The 14,774-nt window shown below is 73.2% G+C and carries 15 protein-coding genes; 7 read left to right on the top strand and 8 right to left on the bottom strand.

The annotated features are described in order from the left end of the window. The first annotated feature begins 178 nt into the window (after window positions 1-178). Complete coding sequence (locus OSR43_RS13085; protein WP_302267011.1) at window positions 179-1,717, top strand: methyl-accepting chemotaxis protein; 1,539 nt, start codon at window positions 179-181, stop codon at window positions 1,715-1,717. 149 nt (window positions 1,718-1,866) lie between these two features. Here the strand turns inward: OSR43_RS13085 and glnA are convergent, their stop codons facing one another. Then, on the bottom strand, window positions 1,867-3,291 hold the full coding sequence (gene glnA / locus OSR43_RS13080; RefSeq protein ID WP_302267010.1) for a type I glutamate--ammonia ligase: 1,425 nt from the start codon (window positions 3,289-3,291) through the stop codon (window positions 1,867-1,869). Between the two features lie 204 nt (window positions 3,292-3,495). Here glnA and OSR43_RS13075 point away from each other — a divergent pair, with 204 nt between their 5' ends. Further along, complete coding sequence (locus tag OSR43_RS13075) at window positions 3,496-3,915, top strand: RDD family protein (protein ID WP_302267009.1); 420 nt, start codon at window positions 3,496-3,498, stop codon at window positions 3,913-3,915. 148 nt (window positions 3,916-4,063) lie between these two features. Next, on the top strand, window positions 4,064-4,972 hold the full coding sequence (locus OSR43_RS13070) for a hypothetical protein (protein ID WP_302267008.1): 909 nt from the start codon (window positions 4,064-4,066) through the stop codon (window positions 4,970-4,972). Window positions 4,973-5,109: 137 nt separating this feature from the next. Here the strand turns inward: OSR43_RS13070 and OSR43_RS13065 are convergent, their stop codons facing one another. Both OSR43_RS13065 and lipA read right to left on the bottom strand, forming a co-directional pair. After that, window positions 5,110-5,859: a DUF4191 domain-containing protein gene (locus OSR43_RS13065; protein WP_302267007.1), complete on the bottom strand. Its 750-nt coding sequence runs from the start codon at window positions 5,857-5,859 to the stop codon at window positions 5,110-5,112. A gap of 50 nt (window positions 5,860-5,909) precedes the next feature. Further along, window positions 5,910-6,854, bottom strand: coding sequence for a lipoyl synthase (gene lipA / locus OSR43_RS13060; protein ID WP_302267006.1), 945 nt, complete (start codon window positions 6,852-6,854; stop codon window positions 5,910-5,912). A 76-nt stretch (window positions 6,855-6,930) separates the two neighbouring features. Here lipA and OSR43_RS13055 point away from each other — a divergent pair, with 76 nt between their 5' ends. Next, window positions 6,931-7,419 carry an SRPBCC family protein gene (locus OSR43_RS13055; RefSeq protein ID WP_302267005.1) on the top strand — a complete coding sequence of 163 codons (489 nt, stop codon included), beginning with the start codon at window positions 6,931-6,933 and terminating at the stop codon, window positions 7,417-7,419. A 22-nt stretch (window positions 7,420-7,441) separates the two neighbouring features. Here the strand turns inward: OSR43_RS13055 and OSR43_RS13050 are convergent, their stop codons facing one another. Genes OSR43_RS13050 through lipB form a run of 3 tightly spaced genes read right to left on the bottom strand, consistent with a single transcriptional unit; the run spans window position 7,442 to window position 10,113 of the window. Continuing rightward, on the bottom strand, window positions 7,442-8,398 hold the full coding sequence (locus tag OSR43_RS13050; RefSeq protein WP_302267004.1) for a hypothetical protein: 957 nt from the start codon (window positions 8,396-8,398) through the stop codon (window positions 7,442-7,444). Next, complete coding sequence (locus OSR43_RS13045; RefSeq protein WP_302267003.1) at window positions 8,395-9,330, bottom strand: ABC transporter ATP-binding protein; 936 nt, start codon at window positions 9,328-9,330, stop codon at window positions 8,395-8,397. Before OSR43_RS13045 ends, OSR43_RS13050 begins: the two co-directional genes overlap by 4 nt. Window positions 9,331-9,384: 54 nt before the next feature. Continuing rightward, window positions 9,385-10,113 carry a lipoyl(octanoyl) transferase LipB gene (lipB, locus tag OSR43_RS13040; RefSeq protein ID WP_302267001.1) on the bottom strand — a complete coding sequence of 243 codons (729 nt, stop codon included), beginning with the start codon at window positions 10,111-10,113 and terminating at the stop codon, window positions 9,385-9,387. 61 nt (window positions 10,114-10,174) lie between these two features. On the opposite strand from lipB, the gene OSR43_RS13035 reads away from it, so the two are divergent. From OSR43_RS13035 to OSR43_RS13025, 3 genes are read left to right on the top strand one after another with little or no spacing between them, the layout of a single operon-like run. Further along, window positions 10,175-10,672, top strand: coding sequence for a hypothetical protein (locus tag OSR43_RS13035; protein WP_302266999.1), 498 nt, complete (start codon window positions 10,175-10,177; stop codon window positions 10,670-10,672). Between the two features lie 32 nt (window positions 10,673-10,704). Beyond that, window positions 10,705-11,217, top strand: coding sequence for a GNAT family N-acetyltransferase (locus OSR43_RS13030; protein ID WP_302266998.1), 513 nt, complete (start codon window positions 10,705-10,707; stop codon window positions 11,215-11,217). A 22-nt stretch (window positions 11,218-11,239) separates the two neighbouring features. After that, complete coding sequence (locus tag OSR43_RS13025; RefSeq protein ID WP_302266997.1) at window positions 11,240-11,866, top strand: maleylpyruvate isomerase family mycothiol-dependent enzyme; 627 nt, start codon at window positions 11,240-11,242, stop codon at window positions 11,864-11,866. A 3-nt stretch (window positions 11,867-11,869) separates the two neighbouring features. Here OSR43_RS13025 and OSR43_RS13020 read toward each other — a convergent pair whose 3' ends face one another. After that, complete coding sequence (locus OSR43_RS13020; protein ID WP_302266996.1) at window positions 11,870-12,760, bottom strand: TIGR01777 family oxidoreductase; 891 nt, start codon at window positions 12,758-12,760, stop codon at window positions 11,870-11,872. 89 nt (window positions 12,761-12,849) lie between these two features. Further along, window positions 12,850-14,754 carry a 2-oxoglutarate dehydrogenase, E2 component, dihydrolipoamide succinyltransferase gene (sucB, locus tag OSR43_RS13015; RefSeq protein WP_302266995.1) on the bottom strand — a complete coding sequence of 635 codons (1,905 nt, stop codon included), beginning with the start codon at window positions 14,752-14,754 and terminating at the stop codon, window positions 12,850-12,852. Between the last annotated feature and the right edge of the window lie 20 nt (window positions 14,755-14,774).

The following is a 14,774-nucleotide window of genomic DNA, read 5'->3' as shown; positions in this document are numbered from 1 at the left end:
TTTCAACATCTCCACGGAGTAGGACTCCCGGATCGGCGATTTCATGCCCCGGCGGCCCGCCCGTCTAGACGACCGGTCGCCGACCGTTCAGGTGGGTCGCGGGTGCGACCGATGTCCGGCTCCCAGCCCGGGGGCACGTCGTCGTGCCCGGCGCGTCGACACAGGAGTGGACACCATCGTGCGGAGCATCCGATCCATCCGCTGGACCGTGGGACGGCGACTGGCCGTGGTGACGGCGCTCGCCCTCGTGGCGATCTCGGTCGTGGCCGCGGTCGCCTGGACCGCCGCGACGACCGTCGACACGGACGGTGACGGGGTCCGCGCCTCGGCCGAGGCGGAGGCCGGCTACCTCCGCCTGGACGGCCTCGTCAGCGAGCTGTGGGCGGCGCACCTGGCCAGCACCTCCGCGGGCACCGCGTCCGTGGCCGCCGAGGCGGAGTCCACGGTCCGCGAGCTGGCGGCCGCCGCCGGCACCGACGCCGAGCGGCGCCGGGTCGACGGCGTGCAGCAGGCGGTGACGACGTACGCCGCGGAGGTCGCGGCGGCGGGGGAGGGGCGGCGCACTGCGGCCGCGGACGGGCGCGTCGAGGCCGCCGCCGAGCAGACGCACGACGTGCTCGGGGACGCCGTCGACGCGAGCGCCGCGGACAGCGCCGAGGCGGGCGACCACCTGCTCGACGCCACCGCGTCGATGAAGACCGGCGTCGCGGTCGCCTCGCTGGTCGGCATGGCGCTGCTGGCGCTCGCGGCGAGGGCGATCACCCGCAGCCTGGTGCGGCCGCTGCGCGCGGCCATCGACGCGCTCGAGCAGTTCGCGGAGGGCGACCTGCGTCCGCGGCTCCCGGAGACCGCGACCGGCTGCACCGGCGACCTGCAGGTCGCCTTCAACCGATCGGCGGAGAACATGAGCAGCATCATCGCGACGCTGTCGGCCTCGGCCGACGCCGTCGCGGCCTCCTCGGAGGAGCTGTCGGCGTCGAGCCAGCAGATCGCGGCCGGGGCCGAGGAGACGAGCGTGCAGGCCGGCGTGGTCTCGGCGGCCGCCGAGGAGGTGTCCCGCAACGTCGCCACCGTCGCGGCGGGAGCCGAGCAGATGGGGGCCTCCATCCGGGAGATCGCCCACTCCGCCGACCAGGCCGCCACCGTCGCCTCGCAGGCCGTCGCCTCGGTCGAGTCGACGACCGAGACAGTCGCGAAGCTCGGCGCGTCGAGCCGGGGGATCGGCGACGTCGTCAAGGTGATCACCTCGATCGCCGAGCAGACCAACCTCCTCGCCCTCAACGCCACCATCGAGGCGGCCAGGGCCGGCGAGGCCGGCAAGGGGTTCGCCGTCGTGGCCAACGAGGTCAAGGAGCTCGCCCAGGAGACCTCCCGCGCCACCGAGGACATCTCCCGCCGGGTCGAGGCGATCCAGGCCGACACCGGCAGCGCGGTGACCGCCATCGGCGAGATCGCGACGATCATCACCGCGATCAACGACCACCAGCTCACCATCGCCTCGGCGGTCGAGGAGCAGACCGCCACCACCAACGAGATGTCCCGCAACGTCGCCGAGGCCTCCGGCGGCTCCGGCGAGATCGCCACCAACATCTCCGGCGTGGCCGTCGCGGCCGGGACCACCACCGAGGCCGTCAACCAGACCCTGGCCGCGGTCTCCGAGCTCGCGGCGATGGCAGCGGACCTCAACAGCGAGGTCGCGCGCTTCCGGATGGCCTGACCAGGCGGCGGTCAGCCCGCCCGCGGGCTCGGCCGACGACGAGGTGGCCGCCCCGCCGACCAAGCACGACGGCCCCGCAGGGGGAGTCCTCAGGACTCCGCCGCGGGGCCGTCGCGTGGTGCAGGTCAGGCGGCTCGCGCCGCCGTTCCTCAGATGTCGTAGTACAGCTCGAACTCGTGGGGGTGAGGACGGGCCTGGACGGGCGCGATCTCGTTGGCGCGCTTGTAGTCGATCCACGTCTCGATCAGGTCCGGCGTGAAGACGTTGCCGGCCGTGAGGAACTCGTGGTCGGCCTCGAGGGAGTCGAGGACGGCGTTGAGCGAGGTCGGGACCTGGTCGATGTCGGCCATCTCGTCCGGCGGGAGCTCGTAGATGTCCTTGTCGATCGGGGCGGCGGGCTCGATCTTGTTCTTGATGCCGTCGAGGCCGGCCAGCAGCAGCGCCGAGAAGGCGAGGTAGGGGTTGGCCGACGGGTCGGGGCAGCGGAACTCGATGCGCTTGGCCTTCGGGTTGGAGCCCGTGATCGGGATCCGGACGCAGGCCGAGCGGTTGCGCTGGGAGTAGACCAGCGAGATCGGGGCCTCGAAGCCGGGCACCAGGCGGTGGTAGGAGTTCACCGTCGGGTTGGTGAAGGCCAGCAGCGACGGGGCGTGCTTGAGGATGCCGCCGATGTAGTAGCGGGCCATGTCCGAGAGGCCGCCGTACCCGGTCTCGTCGTAGAACAGCGGCGAGCCGTCGTTCCAGATCGACTGGTGGACGTGCATGCCCGAGCCGTTGTCGCCGAAGATCGGCTTCGGCATGAAGGTGGCGGTCTTGCCGTTGCGCCAGGCGACGTTCTTGACGATGTACTTGAACTTCATGACGTCGTCGGCGGCCTGCAGCAGCTCGCTGAAGCGGTAGTTGATCTCGGCCTGGCCGGCGGTGCCGACCTCGTGGTGGGCACGCTCGACCTGCAGGCCGGAGCGCTCCATCTCGATGACCATCTCGTCGCGGAGCTCACCGAAGTGGTCGGTCGGCGCGACGGGGAAGTAGCCGCCCTTGTACTTGACCTTGTAGCCGCGGTTGTCGTTCTCGAACGCGTCGCCGGTGTTCCAGGCGCCGGCCGAGGAGTTGATCTCGTAGTAGCCGGCGTTCGCCTTGGTCTCGAAGCGCACGTTGTCGAAGACGTAGAACTCCGCCTCCGGGGCGAAGAACGCGGTGTCGCCGATGCCCGTGGTGCTGAGGTAGGCCATCGCCTTGCGGGCGATGTTGCGCGGGTCGCGGGAGTACGCCTCGCCGGTGAGCGGGTCGTGGATGAAGAAGTTCACCACCAGCGTCTTCGCGGTCCGGAACGGGTCGATGTAGGCCGTCGTCGGGTCCGGGAACAGCGACATGTCGGACTCGTGGATGGCCTGGAACCCGCGGATCGAGGAGCCGTCGAAGCTCAGCCCGTCCTCGAAGACGCTCTGGTCGAACGACGAGACGGGGACCGTGAAGTGCTGCATGATGCCCGGCAGGTCGCAGAAGCGGACGTCGACCATCTCGACGCCCTCGTCCTTGATGTACGCGAGCAGCTCGTCGCTGTTCTGGAACATTCGTCCTCCTGTGGCTGCGACGTGGGCCGCCAGCCGGCGAAAATCTCTGGGTCGTGACGGCCGGGGCGGCACTGCTCCGGACGACTGCCGCCACCCTCGCTGGGGGCGGTTTCTCGACCATATCCAGAATGTTTCCGGCGTGTAACAGGTGCCCCGGCTCCGGGCGGTCGTCGGCGGCCGGCGACCGCCGCCTAGGCTCGGGTCGTGACGAGCACAGCCCCCGGACCAGGCATCGAGACCGCCTCCTGGGCGCGGCGCATCCTGGCGCTCGTCGTGGACTGGATCGCCTCCACGCTGGTCGTCATCGCCTTCATCGGCATCGACGACTACGCGGCGACCGGCAGCCCGGCCCCGGCCTACGTCCTGCTCGTGTACGTCGTGGAGTCGGCGCTCCTCACCTGGCTGGCCGGCGGCAGCTTCGGCAAGCTCGCGACCCGGCTGCGCGTGGTGCGGGTCGACGCCGGCACGCGGCCGCTGAACCCCGCGGTGCTGCTGGCCCGCCAGGTCGCGATCGCCCTGGTCATCCCGCCGCTGGTCTACCGGCCCGATGGCCGCGGGCTGCACGACGTGCTCGCCGGGACCTCCACCGTCACCCTGCAGGTGTACCGCTCGCTCGGCCGCTGACGGCCATCCCGACGGCTGCCCCGACGGCTGCCCTGACGGCTGCCCCGGCGCCGGGTCACGGCCTGGTCACATCGGGCCGGCGCAGGTTTGGGCAGACGGCTCGGGGCCATGCTGGGGGAGACCTTCCCGATCACCAGAAAGGCCCGACGTGACCCGTCCGCTCCGCACCCGCCGCCTGCTCGCCGCCGTCGCGGTGGCCCCGCTCCTGTCGACCGCGCTCGTCGCGTGCGGCGGTGACGGCGACGAGGAGGCCAGCGACCCGGCAGCCAGCAGCTCGACCAGCGAGTCCTCCGACGCCGAGACCGACGCGGCCGAGACCGAGGACGCCGGGACCGGCGACCTCGAGGAGGGCCAGACCGTCGAGCCGTCGGCGTTCGTCGACATCGTCGCCGGCGGCGTCGAGGCGTCCACGACCGCCAACGTCACCCAGCGCTCGTCCTTCGGCGGCACCGAGTTCGGCGGCGAGGGTGTCGTGGACTACACGACCAAGCCCCCGTCGATCGCCATGACCAACGACAACCCCGCCGGCGGCGGCGAGACCAAGGTGGTCTCCGTCGACGGCATCACCTACATGAACCTCGGCGCGCTGAGCCAGGGCAAGTACTGGAAGTTCGACCCCGCCGACGCCAGCGGCCCGCTCGCGGAGATGGGGCTGGACAAGATCCTCCAGCAGAGCGACCCCCTCGCGGCCCTGCAGGCCATGGAGGACAGCATCGACACCGTCACCTACGTCGGTGAGGAGGACGTCGACGGTCGCGACCTGGACCACTACGAGATGACGGTCGACCTCCAGGCCTCGCTCGAGACCCTCGGCACCGACCTGCCGCCCGCCGCGACCAAGGGCATGCCCAAGACGATCGCCTACGACCTCTGGCTCGACGAGGAGGACCGGTTCGGTCGGATGGTGATGGACATCCCGATGGGTGGCCAGGAGATCACCACGGAGATGGTCCTCGACGACTGGGGCACCGACGTCACGATCGAGGCCCCGCCGGCCGACCAGGTCACCGACATGCCGAAGATGCCCGGTGGCGCGGGCGGCGGCGTCGCGGGCTGACCGCACCGGTCTCAGGACCGACCGAGCACCGACGAAGACGAGCGCCCCTCGGCCGACCGGCCGAGGGGCGCTTCGCTTGCTGCTGCTTGCTGCTGCTGCTGCTGGTGGTGTCGTGCCGTGCTGCCGGGGGAGTGTGCTCAGCGACCGCGGAGGTTGCCGCGCATGCCCTTCATCGAGGTCGGCACCGGGCCCTTGGGCAGCGGGATGTTGGAGCGGGTGGCGTCCAGCGCCTTGAGCCGCGAGAGCACGTCGGTGATCTCGGCCGGCTTGACCTGGCGACCGAGCTTCTGGACGTGGCGGATCAGCTTCGGCAGCGGGACCTGGCCCTCGCCGTTGCCGCAGACGACCTCGTGGATCGGGACCTCGGAGGCGACCCGCTCGTGCTTGCGGTGCTCGTTGACGAGCAGCTGCTTGATCCGGGTGGGGCTGGTGCCCTCGCCGATCAGCACGATGCCCGGAGGGCCGACCACGCGGTGGACGACGTCCTGGTTCTTGTTGAAGGCGATGACCGGGTCGGACTTCCAGCCGCGTCGCAGCATCCGCAGCGCGGCCGCCGCGGCACCGGGCTGGCCCTCCATCTGGCGGTACGCCGCGTTCTGCGCCCGGCGGCCGAAGACGATCATCGCCGCCAGCGAGCCCGCGAGCAGCGAGCCGACCACGGCCAGGATCCAGCCGATGACGCCCTCGCCCGGCAGCACCCAGAACACGAGGAAGCCGAGGAAGCCGGCGACCAGCGCCGAGCCGAAGGTGAGCAGGCCGACCTTCGAGTCGTTGCGCCGGGTCATCCGGTAGGTCTCGACGATCTGCTGCCGACGGCTCATGTCGGCGGTCGCCGTCGGGACGGCGGTCGCCCCGGTGCTCTTGTTCTTCGAAGCGTCCTTGGCCATGGAGGAGGTTCGTGCCCTTTGCTGTCGTGCCGAGGTGAGGAGGCCGCCGGTCAGGCGGTCGCGACGCCCGCGCGGGCGTCCATGGCCTGACGGTACAGGCGCCCGGCGCGGTACGACGAACGCACCAGCGGGCCCGACAGGACGCCGGAGAAGCCGATCTCCTCGGCCTCCGCGGCCAGCTCCACGAACTCCTCGGGCTTGACCCACCGCTCGACGGGGTGGTGGCGCACCGAGGGCCGGAGGTACTGGGTGACGGTGATCAGCTCGCAGCCGGCGGCGTGCAGGTCGCGCAGCGCCTGGCTGACCTCCTCGCGGGTCTCGCCCATGCCGAGGATGAGGTTGGACTTGGTGACCAGGCCGAAGTCGCGGGCCTGGGTGATGACGTCGAGGGACCGCTCGTAGCGGAACGCGGGCCGGATCCGCTTGAAGATCCGCGGCACGGTCTCCACGTTGTGGGCCAGCACCTCGGGCCGGGACTCGAAGACCTCTGCCAGCAGCTCGGGCCGCCCGTTGAAGTCGGGGATGAGGTTCTCGACGCCGGTGTCGGGGTTGAGCTCGTGGATGGCGCGCACGGTCTCGGCGTACAGCCAGGCGCCGCCGTCGGGGAGGTCGTCGCGGGCGACGCCGGTGATGGTCGCGTAGCGCAGGCCCATCGTCTGGACGGACTCGGCGACCCGGCGGGGCTCGTCGCGGTCCAGCGCCTGCGGCTTGCCGGTGTCGATCTGGCAGAAGTCGCAGCGCCGGGTGCACTGGTCGCCGCCGATGAGGAACGTCGCCTCCCGGTCCTCCCAGCACTCGAAGATGTTGGGGCAGCCGGCCTCCTGGCAGACCGTGTGGAGTCCCTCGGACTTCACCAGGCTCTGCAGGTGCTTGTACTCCGGGCCCATCTTGGCCCGGGTCTTGATCCACTCCGGCTTCCGCTCGATCGGGGTCTCCGCGTTGCGGACCTCGAGGCGGAGGAGCTTTCTTCCTTCGGGAGCGGGAGCCTGCGTCACGCCCTTCACTGTACGCCGCAGGGGTGCGGCAGCCCGACTCGGCGGCGGGTGCGCGGGCCGGGTGCAGGATGGGCGCATGCCCGTCCCCACCGGCCGCGTCGTCGGCGGCACCCTGGTCCTGACCCGCCACCTCCCGCTCCCTGCCGAGGAGGTGTGGGCGGCGCTCACCGAGCCGGACCGGCTCGAGCGCTGGATCGGGACGTGGACCGGCGACCCGGCCGAGGGCAGCGTGATGTTCCGGATGACCGCGGAGGGCGAGGACGCGCCCACCGAGCAGATGACGATCAGCGTCTGCGAGCCGCCGCTGCGGCTGGTGCTGGTCTCCCGCGTCGGCGACGACTGGTGGGACCTCGAGCTGGAGCTCGGCGCGGCCACCGACGGCGGCACCCTCCTGACCTTCCGGCAGCCGGGCCTCGACCCCACCGCCGCCGAGAGCGTCGGCCCGGGCTGGGAGTACTACCTCGACCGGCTCGTCGCCGCGGAGACCGGCGGGGACGTCGCGGCCGTCGACTTCGACCGCGACTACTACCCGGCGATGGCCGGGCACTACCGGTCGCTGGGCTGAGCGGGCCCGCGGTGGTCCCGGGTCAGGGGACGTCGCGACGCCGGAAGGACAGCACCGACGCGGCGCCGACTGCCAGCAGCGGCGCCCCGAGGTACAGCACGCCGTGCACCGGGCCCACCTCACGCCGGTCGTCGCACTCGGAGCCGTCGGGGACCGGTCCGCGGCTCGTCCAGCACCGCTCGGGCACGTCGACCCAGTAGGTGGTGCCGTTCTGCACCACGGCGGCGACGTTGACCTGGGGCTGCCAGCGCTCGCCGATGCCGAGCACGCCGACGAAGAGCACGCCGAGCACCGCGACCGCGAAGAGCACGCCCAGGGTGGCGACCGTGCTGCGGAGCAGCATCGTGAGGGCGTAGCAGCCGAGGGCCGCCGCGGCGGCGAACCCGGCGCCGCGCAGCCCCAGCTCCAGGCAGTCGCCGAGCGCGCCGTCCCTGAGGGGTAGGTCGCGGGCCCGCGCGACCGACCAGAGCGTGAGCCAGTAGGCGCTGCTGACCGCCGCCGCGACGACGCCCGCCAGCCCGGTGACGGCGAGCGCCTTCGCCGCCCACACCCGCCCGCGCCGTGGCTGGAACAGCAGCTGGTTGCTCATCGACCCGCTGTTCCAGTCGTGCCCGACGAACGTCGTCGCCGCCAGCATCAGCAGCACGGTCAGCAGACCGGTGACGGCGATCCCGGAACCGGCGCGCTCGCGGGCGAGGCTGAGCGGCTCGCGGCCGATGTTCCAGCCGACGAGCAGCTGCTCGCACCGCTCCGGGGCCGCCCGGGGCACGCCGTACCGCCCCGGCCGCTGCTCGCAGCGGGCGATCTCGCCCGCGACGCCCGCGCGGACCTCGGCCAGCTCGGACTCCGACACCGGGCGGGTGCCCCACAGGGTGCTCGCGGCGATGAGGGCCGGCACCACCAGGCAGCCGAGCAGCAGGAGCAGCACCGCCCGCCGCCAGCGCAGCCGGGTGAGCTCGACGCGGACCAGGGAGGTCATCGGTCCTCCTCCTCCGCCGAGTCGCTCAGCCCGGCCCCGGCAGTGAGGTCGAGGAAGATCGACTCCAGGTCGGCCCGGACGGGGGTGAGCTCGGTCAGCCAGATGTCGCGCGCGGCGAGCAGCCGGGTGACGCCGGCAGGGTCCTCGGTCTCGACCCGCAGGGCGCCGTCCTGCACGGTGGCGGTCACGCCGGCCGCGGCGAGCGCGGCGGTGGCCGCGGCCGGATCGGGGACGACCACCCGGTACGTCGTGCTGCGGCCGAGCAGGTCCTCGACGGTGCCGCTGGCGAGCAGCCGGCCGTTGCCGACGATCGTGGCGGACGTGCACACCGCCTGGACCTCGGCGAGGATGTGGGAGCTCAGCAGGACGGTCACCCCGGCGGCCCCGAGGCCGCGGATGGTCTCCCGGATCTCCCGGATGCCGGCCGGGTCCAGGCCGTTCGTCGGCTCGTCGAGGATCAGCAGCTCCGGCTCCTTGAGCAGGGTGGCGGCGATGGCCAGGCGCTGCTTCATGCCGAGGGAGTAGGCCTTGTACCGGTCGCGGTCGCGGCCGGTGAGCCCCACGGTGTCGACCGCGGCGTCCACGCGGGCGTCGGGCGCGCCGATCGAGCGGGAGAGCAGCAGGAGGTTCTGCCGGCCGGTGAGGTTGGGGGAGAACTTCGGGGACTCGACCACCGCGCCGACCCGGTCCACGACGGCGGGCAGGCGCTCGGGCACCGGCTGTCCCAGCAGCCGCATCGTGCCGCGGGTGGGGCGCGAGAGCCCCAGCAGCATCCGGATCGTCGTGGTCTTGCCCGAGCCGTTGGGGCCGAGGAAGCCGTGCACGCCGCCGGCACGCACCGCGAGGTCCAGGTCGGACACGGCGACGCGCAGCCCTCGTCGGGTGCGGTACTCCTTGCGGAGCCCCTGGGTCTCGATCGCGAGGTCGGGCACCTCGCGAGTCAAGCAGCGACCCGGCCGGTTGTCCGGGGACGCGCCGAGGGTCCTTTACCTGGGGGTGAGCAGCTCGATGCGCGGCCCGCGGCCCGGCTCCGGCCTGGGGTCGTAGTCCGGAGTCGCGGCGTACGGCTCCCAGGCGAGGTACGTCGCCAGCTCCTGCTCCACGAGCGGGAGCACGTCGTTCGTGGTGACCCGGCGGCCCAGCTCGGCGGTCAGCGTGGTGACGCCGGCGTCGGCGATGCCGCACGGGACGAACCGGTCGTACCAGCCGAGGTCGACGTCGCAGTTGAGCGAGAAGCCGTGCATCGTCACGCCCCGGCTGACCCGGATGCCGATGGCGGCGATCTTGCGCTCCGGGCCCCGGTCGTCGGCGCGCAGCCAGACGCCGCTGCGGCCCGGGACGCGCGCGGTGGGGACGCCGAGAGCGCCGCACACGCGGATCAGCGCCTCCTCGACCCGGCGCACGTAGTCGACGACCTTGACGTGGTCGGGGAGCGCGACGATCGGGTAGCCGACGAGCTGGCCGGGGCCGTGGAAGGTGATCTTCCCGCCGCGGTCGACGTCGACGACCTGCGCGCCGCCGGGGTCGAGCGGGCGCTCGTGCGGCTCGGTGCGCTTGCCGGCGGTGTAGACGGGCGGGTGCTCGAGGAGCAGCACCGTCGGCGGGAGGGACCCGTCGGCGACCTGCGCGTGGACGTCGCGCTGGAGCTCCCAGGCGGCGAGGTAGTCGACCGCGTCGGCGCCGAGGCCGACCGTGCGGAACGTCAGGCTGCTCACCTGTTCGACTCTACCTGTGGACGACGCGCCGCGACCCGCCCGTGCTGGGTAGGTGACCGGTGTGCGCCGACCGCTCCTGCTGCTCGCCTCCGTCCTCCTCACCGCCGGGCTCGTGGTGCCCGGCGTGCTGCTCGCGGGCGGCCCCGCGCCACCCGCCCCGCCGCCTGCCCTGCGGGCCGTGGCCACGGTCGGGCCCGACGCGCGGTCGGTGCTGGCGGCGTGGGACGACCGGCGGGCGGCTGCCTGGGCGGCGGGCGACGTCGGCGCGCTGCGGCGGTTGTACGTCGCCGGGTCGGCGGCCGGCCGCCACGACGCCGCGCTGCTGGCGCGGTGGGCCGCCCGGGGGCTGCGGGTGACCGGTCTCGAGCTCGACCTGCTGGAGGTCAGCGAGCTGCGGACCGGGGACGGCCGGCTCGAGCTGCGGGTCACCGACCGGGTCGCCGCGGGCCGCGCCGTCGGGCGCGGGGTGGACCGGAACCTGCCCTCCGACGGCCCGACGACGCGGCGGGTGACGCTCGTGCGGACCGCCGGCGCGTGGCGGGTCGAAGAAGTCAGGTGAGCGACCGGCACCTCGTCGGCGAGGATGTGCCCGTGGGCGACCTGAGACTGCGACCGCTGCGCACCGACGACGAGGCCGCGGCCGTCCAGGCCCACCGCGAGCTGGAGGCAGACGGCTTCGAGTTCCTGCTCGGCTGGACGCCGGAGCGCCCCTGGGCCGACCTCCTCGCGCAGTACGACGCCGAGCGCCGTGGCACCGACCTGCCCGCGGGCCGCGTGCCGGCGGCGTTCCTGGTCGCGGACCTCGGCGGCGAGGTCGTCGGCCGGTTGTCGATCAGGTTCGAGCTGAACGACTGGCTGCTGGCGTACGGCGGCCACGTCGGGTACGGCGTGCGGCCGGCGTACCGCCGTCGCGGCATCGCCACCGAGCTCCTGCGCCAGGCGCTGGTCATCGCGCGGGCCGGCGGGGTGGACCGGGTGCTCGTCACCTGCGACGACGACAACCAGGCGTCCGCCGCCACGATCGAGCGGTGCGGCGGCGTCCTGGAGGACGTGGTGGAGCAGCCGGGCGAACCGGTCGCGAAGCGTCGCTACTGGATCGACTGAGACGACGGGGCGAGGATGCCGTGTGGACATCTTCGAGGAGATCGCCGACGAGCGCCGCGCCGTGGCCGACCTGGTCTCCGGGCTGACGCCCGAGCAGCAGGCCGCCCGCAGCCTGTGCACCGAGTGGAGCGTGCGCGAGGTCGTCGCCCACCTCGTCGTGCCGCTGGAGGTGGGTCTGCGCGGGTTCGCGCTCGCGATGCTGACGAGCGGCGGGAGCTTCGACCGGGCGAACGTCCGGCTGGCCCGCAGGCAGGCCCGCAGGCCCTCCGAGGAGCTCGTGGAGGTGCTGCGGCAGCGGGCCGGCTCGCAGTTCACCCCGCCCGGGTCGGGCCCCGAGGCGCCGTTGACCGACGTGCTGGTGCACGGCCTGGACCTCCGCTGGCCGCTCGGGCTGCACCGGGACGTGCCGGCCGAGCGGCTGCGGACCTCGCTGGACTTCCTGGCCGACGCCCGCGGAGGCGGACTCGTCCCGCGCGGCAGGACCGACGGGCTGCGGTTCGAGGCGGCCGACGTCGGGTGGGCCCACGGCCGTGGGCCGACGGTGCGCGGGAGCGCCGAGGCCCTGCTGCTGGCGCTCACCGGCCGGGTCGCCGCCCTCGAGCACCTCGACGGGGAGGGCCTGCCGGCGCTGCGCGATCGGCTCGCGTGAGCCTCAGCGCAGGCCGGCTTTGAGCACCGCGGTCACGTCGCGGTCGGAGAAGGTGAACCCCGCCGCCTCGAGCGCCGCGGGCCGGACGTTGAGCGACCCGAGCAGCTCGGGCGCCATCCGGCCCGCGCCGAGGCGCAGCGCGAGCGAGGGGACCGGCAGGACCGCCGGCCGGTGCACGGCGCGGGCGAGCGCGCGGGTGAAGTCGGCGTTGGTCGGCGGCTCCGGGCAGGTGAGGTTGACCGGACCGCTGACGGTGTCGTGCTCGGCGAGGAACACCACGGCGTCGACCCAGTCGCGCAGCGAGATCATCGCCATGTGCTGGCGGCCGCTGCCCAGGCGGGCGCCGAGCCCGGTGCGGAAGAGCGGGGCGAGCAGCTTCAACGGCGCCGCGCGCCGGTCCATCACCGGCGCGGTCCGCAGGTAGCAGACCCGGGCGCCCGCCTCGACCGCCGGCTGCGCCGCCGCCTGCCACTCCCGGGTGACGTCGGTGAGCAGCGCCTGCCCCCGGCTGTCGGAGGCCTCGGTCAGGACCTGGTCGCCGTGGTCGCCGTAGTAGGAGATGCCGTTGCCCGCGAGGTACGCCGGCGGGCGGGGCGCCTCGGCGACCGCGCGCGCGAGCACGCGGGTGGAGGTCACCCGGCTCTCGCGCAGCTCGCGGGCCCAGGAGTCCGAGTGCGGGTTGCCGAGCGTGGGGGAGCCGGCCAGGTTGACCACGACGTCGGCGCCGTGCACCGCGGCCCGGTCGTAGGTGCCGGCCGCCGGGTCCCACGCCGCCTCGTCGGGCGCGGCCGGCGCGCGCCGTACGAGCCGGGTGACCTGGTGGTCCCGGTCGCGCAGCGCGTCGACGAGGTGGCTGCCCAGGAAGCCGGAGGAGCCGGCGATGACGATGCGCATGCTGCGAGCCTCCCAGGACGGACAAGCCATGGACGCACAGGGGCCCGGGACCTGTGCGGTCCCGGGCCCTCGTGGTCAGGCGGTGGTGCTCAGACGTCGAAGACGCCGGCCTCCAGGCGCTTCTTCACGTCCTGCAGGAAGCGGCCCGCGTCGGCGCCGTCGACCAAGCGGTGGTCGTAGGTCAGCGCGAGGTAGACCATGTGGCGCACCGCGATCGTCTCGCCGAGGTTCGGGTCATCGATCACGACGGGCCGCTTGACGACCGCGCCCGGACCGAGGATCGCGACCTGCGGCTTGTTGATGATCGGGGTGTCCCACAGGGCGCCCACGCTGCCGAGGTTGGTGATCGTGAAGGTGCCGCCGGACAACTCGTCGGGACCGATCTTGTTGGTCCGGGTGCGCTGCGCGACGTCCGCGATCTTCTTGGCCAGGCCCGCGATCGACAGGTCGCCCGCGTCCTTGATCACCGGGGTGATCAGGCCCTTCTCGGTGTCCACCGCGATCGCGAGGTTCTCGCGGTCGTAGTAGGTGATCTCGCCGGCGTCGGTGTCGATGCCGGCGTTCAGCTTCGGGTGCTGCTTGAGCGCGTCGATCGCCGCCTTGGCGAAGAACGGCAGGTACGACAGCTTGACGCCCTCGCGCGCCTGGAAGTCGCCCTTCACCGAGTCGCGCAGCCGCGCGATGTTGGTGACGTCGACCTCGATGACCTGCGTGAGCTGCGCGCCGGTCTGCAGCGAGTCGACCATGCGCTCGGCGATGATCTTGCGCAGCCGGCTGATCTTCTCGGTCGTCCCGCGCAGCGGCGAGGGGCTGACCGACGGGGCCTGCCGGGCCGACGAGGCCGACGAGGTGGACGCGGCCGGGGCGGCGGGCTGGGCGGCCGGAGCCGGTGCCTCCTTGGCCTTCGCGGCGTCGAGGACGTCCTGCTTGCGGATGCGGCCGCCGACGCCGGTGCCCTCGACGGTCGACAGGTCGACGTCGTGCTGCGCGGCGAGCTTGCGGACCAGCGGGGTCACGTAGCCGGCACCGTCGGCGGTCTTCTCCGAGCGGGCCTGCTCCTGGTCCCCGCCCTTGTTCCCGGAGTCGTCGGACGCGGAGCGCTCACCGGTGCTCGGCGACTGCGAGCTCGGGGCGGGCGCGGTCTCGGCGGCCGGCTGGTGGTCCTTCTCGGGCTCGGGCTGCTCGGTCGCGGCCTCGCCCTCGTCGGTGGGCTGGGTCGGCTTGGTCTCCTCCTGGGCCGGGCTCGGCTCGGCGGCCTGCGCCGGCTCGGGGGTCGGCTCGGGAGCGCTCTGCGGGGCGGCGCCCTTGTCGCCGATGATCGCCAGCTCGGCGCCCACCTCGACGGTCTCGTCCTCCTCGGCCTTGATCTCGAGCAGGGTGCCCGCGACCGGCGAGGGGATCTCGGTGTCGACCTTGTCGGTCGAGACCTCCAGGAGCGGCTCGTCGACGGCGACGTCGTCGCCGACCGACTTCAGCCAGCGGGTCACGGTGCCCTCGGTGACCGACTCGCCCAGGGCGGGCAGCACGACCGGCGTACCACTGCCGCCGCCACTGCCACCGCCGTTGCCGCCGGAGGAGGCGGCGGGCTGCTCGGAGCCGGAGGACTTCTCGGCCTCGGGGGTCTCGTCGCCCGGGGGCAGGTCGCCGGTCTCCTCGGCGATCTCCTGCTCCTGCTCGGCCTTCTTCTCGGCCTGCTCCTCGTCCTTGGGCTGCGCCTCGGGCTCGGCGGAGCCGGACGCGTCGCCGGCGGACTCACCCTCGTCACCGATGACCGCGAGCACGGCACCGACCTCGACGGTGTCGTCCTCCTGCGCCTTGATCTCGAGCAGGGTGCCCGCGACGGGGGAGGGGATCTCGGTGTCGACCTTGTCGGTCGAGACCTCGAGCAGCGGCTCGTCGACGGCGACCGAGTCACCCACGGCCTTCAGCCAGCGGGTGACGGTGCCTTCGGTGACGGATTCCCCGAGGGCCGGGAGGTTGACTTCGGTGGCCATGAGTTCCTTCGCTCTTCGGT

The organism is Nocardioides sp. Arc9.136 (assembly GCF_030506255.1).
GTDB lineage: Bacteria > Actinomycetota > Actinomycetes > Propionibacteriales > Nocardioidaceae > Nocardioides.
Note: the sequence above shows the minus strand (reverse complement) of the source record. Positions and strands in the feature narration are given on the sequence as shown.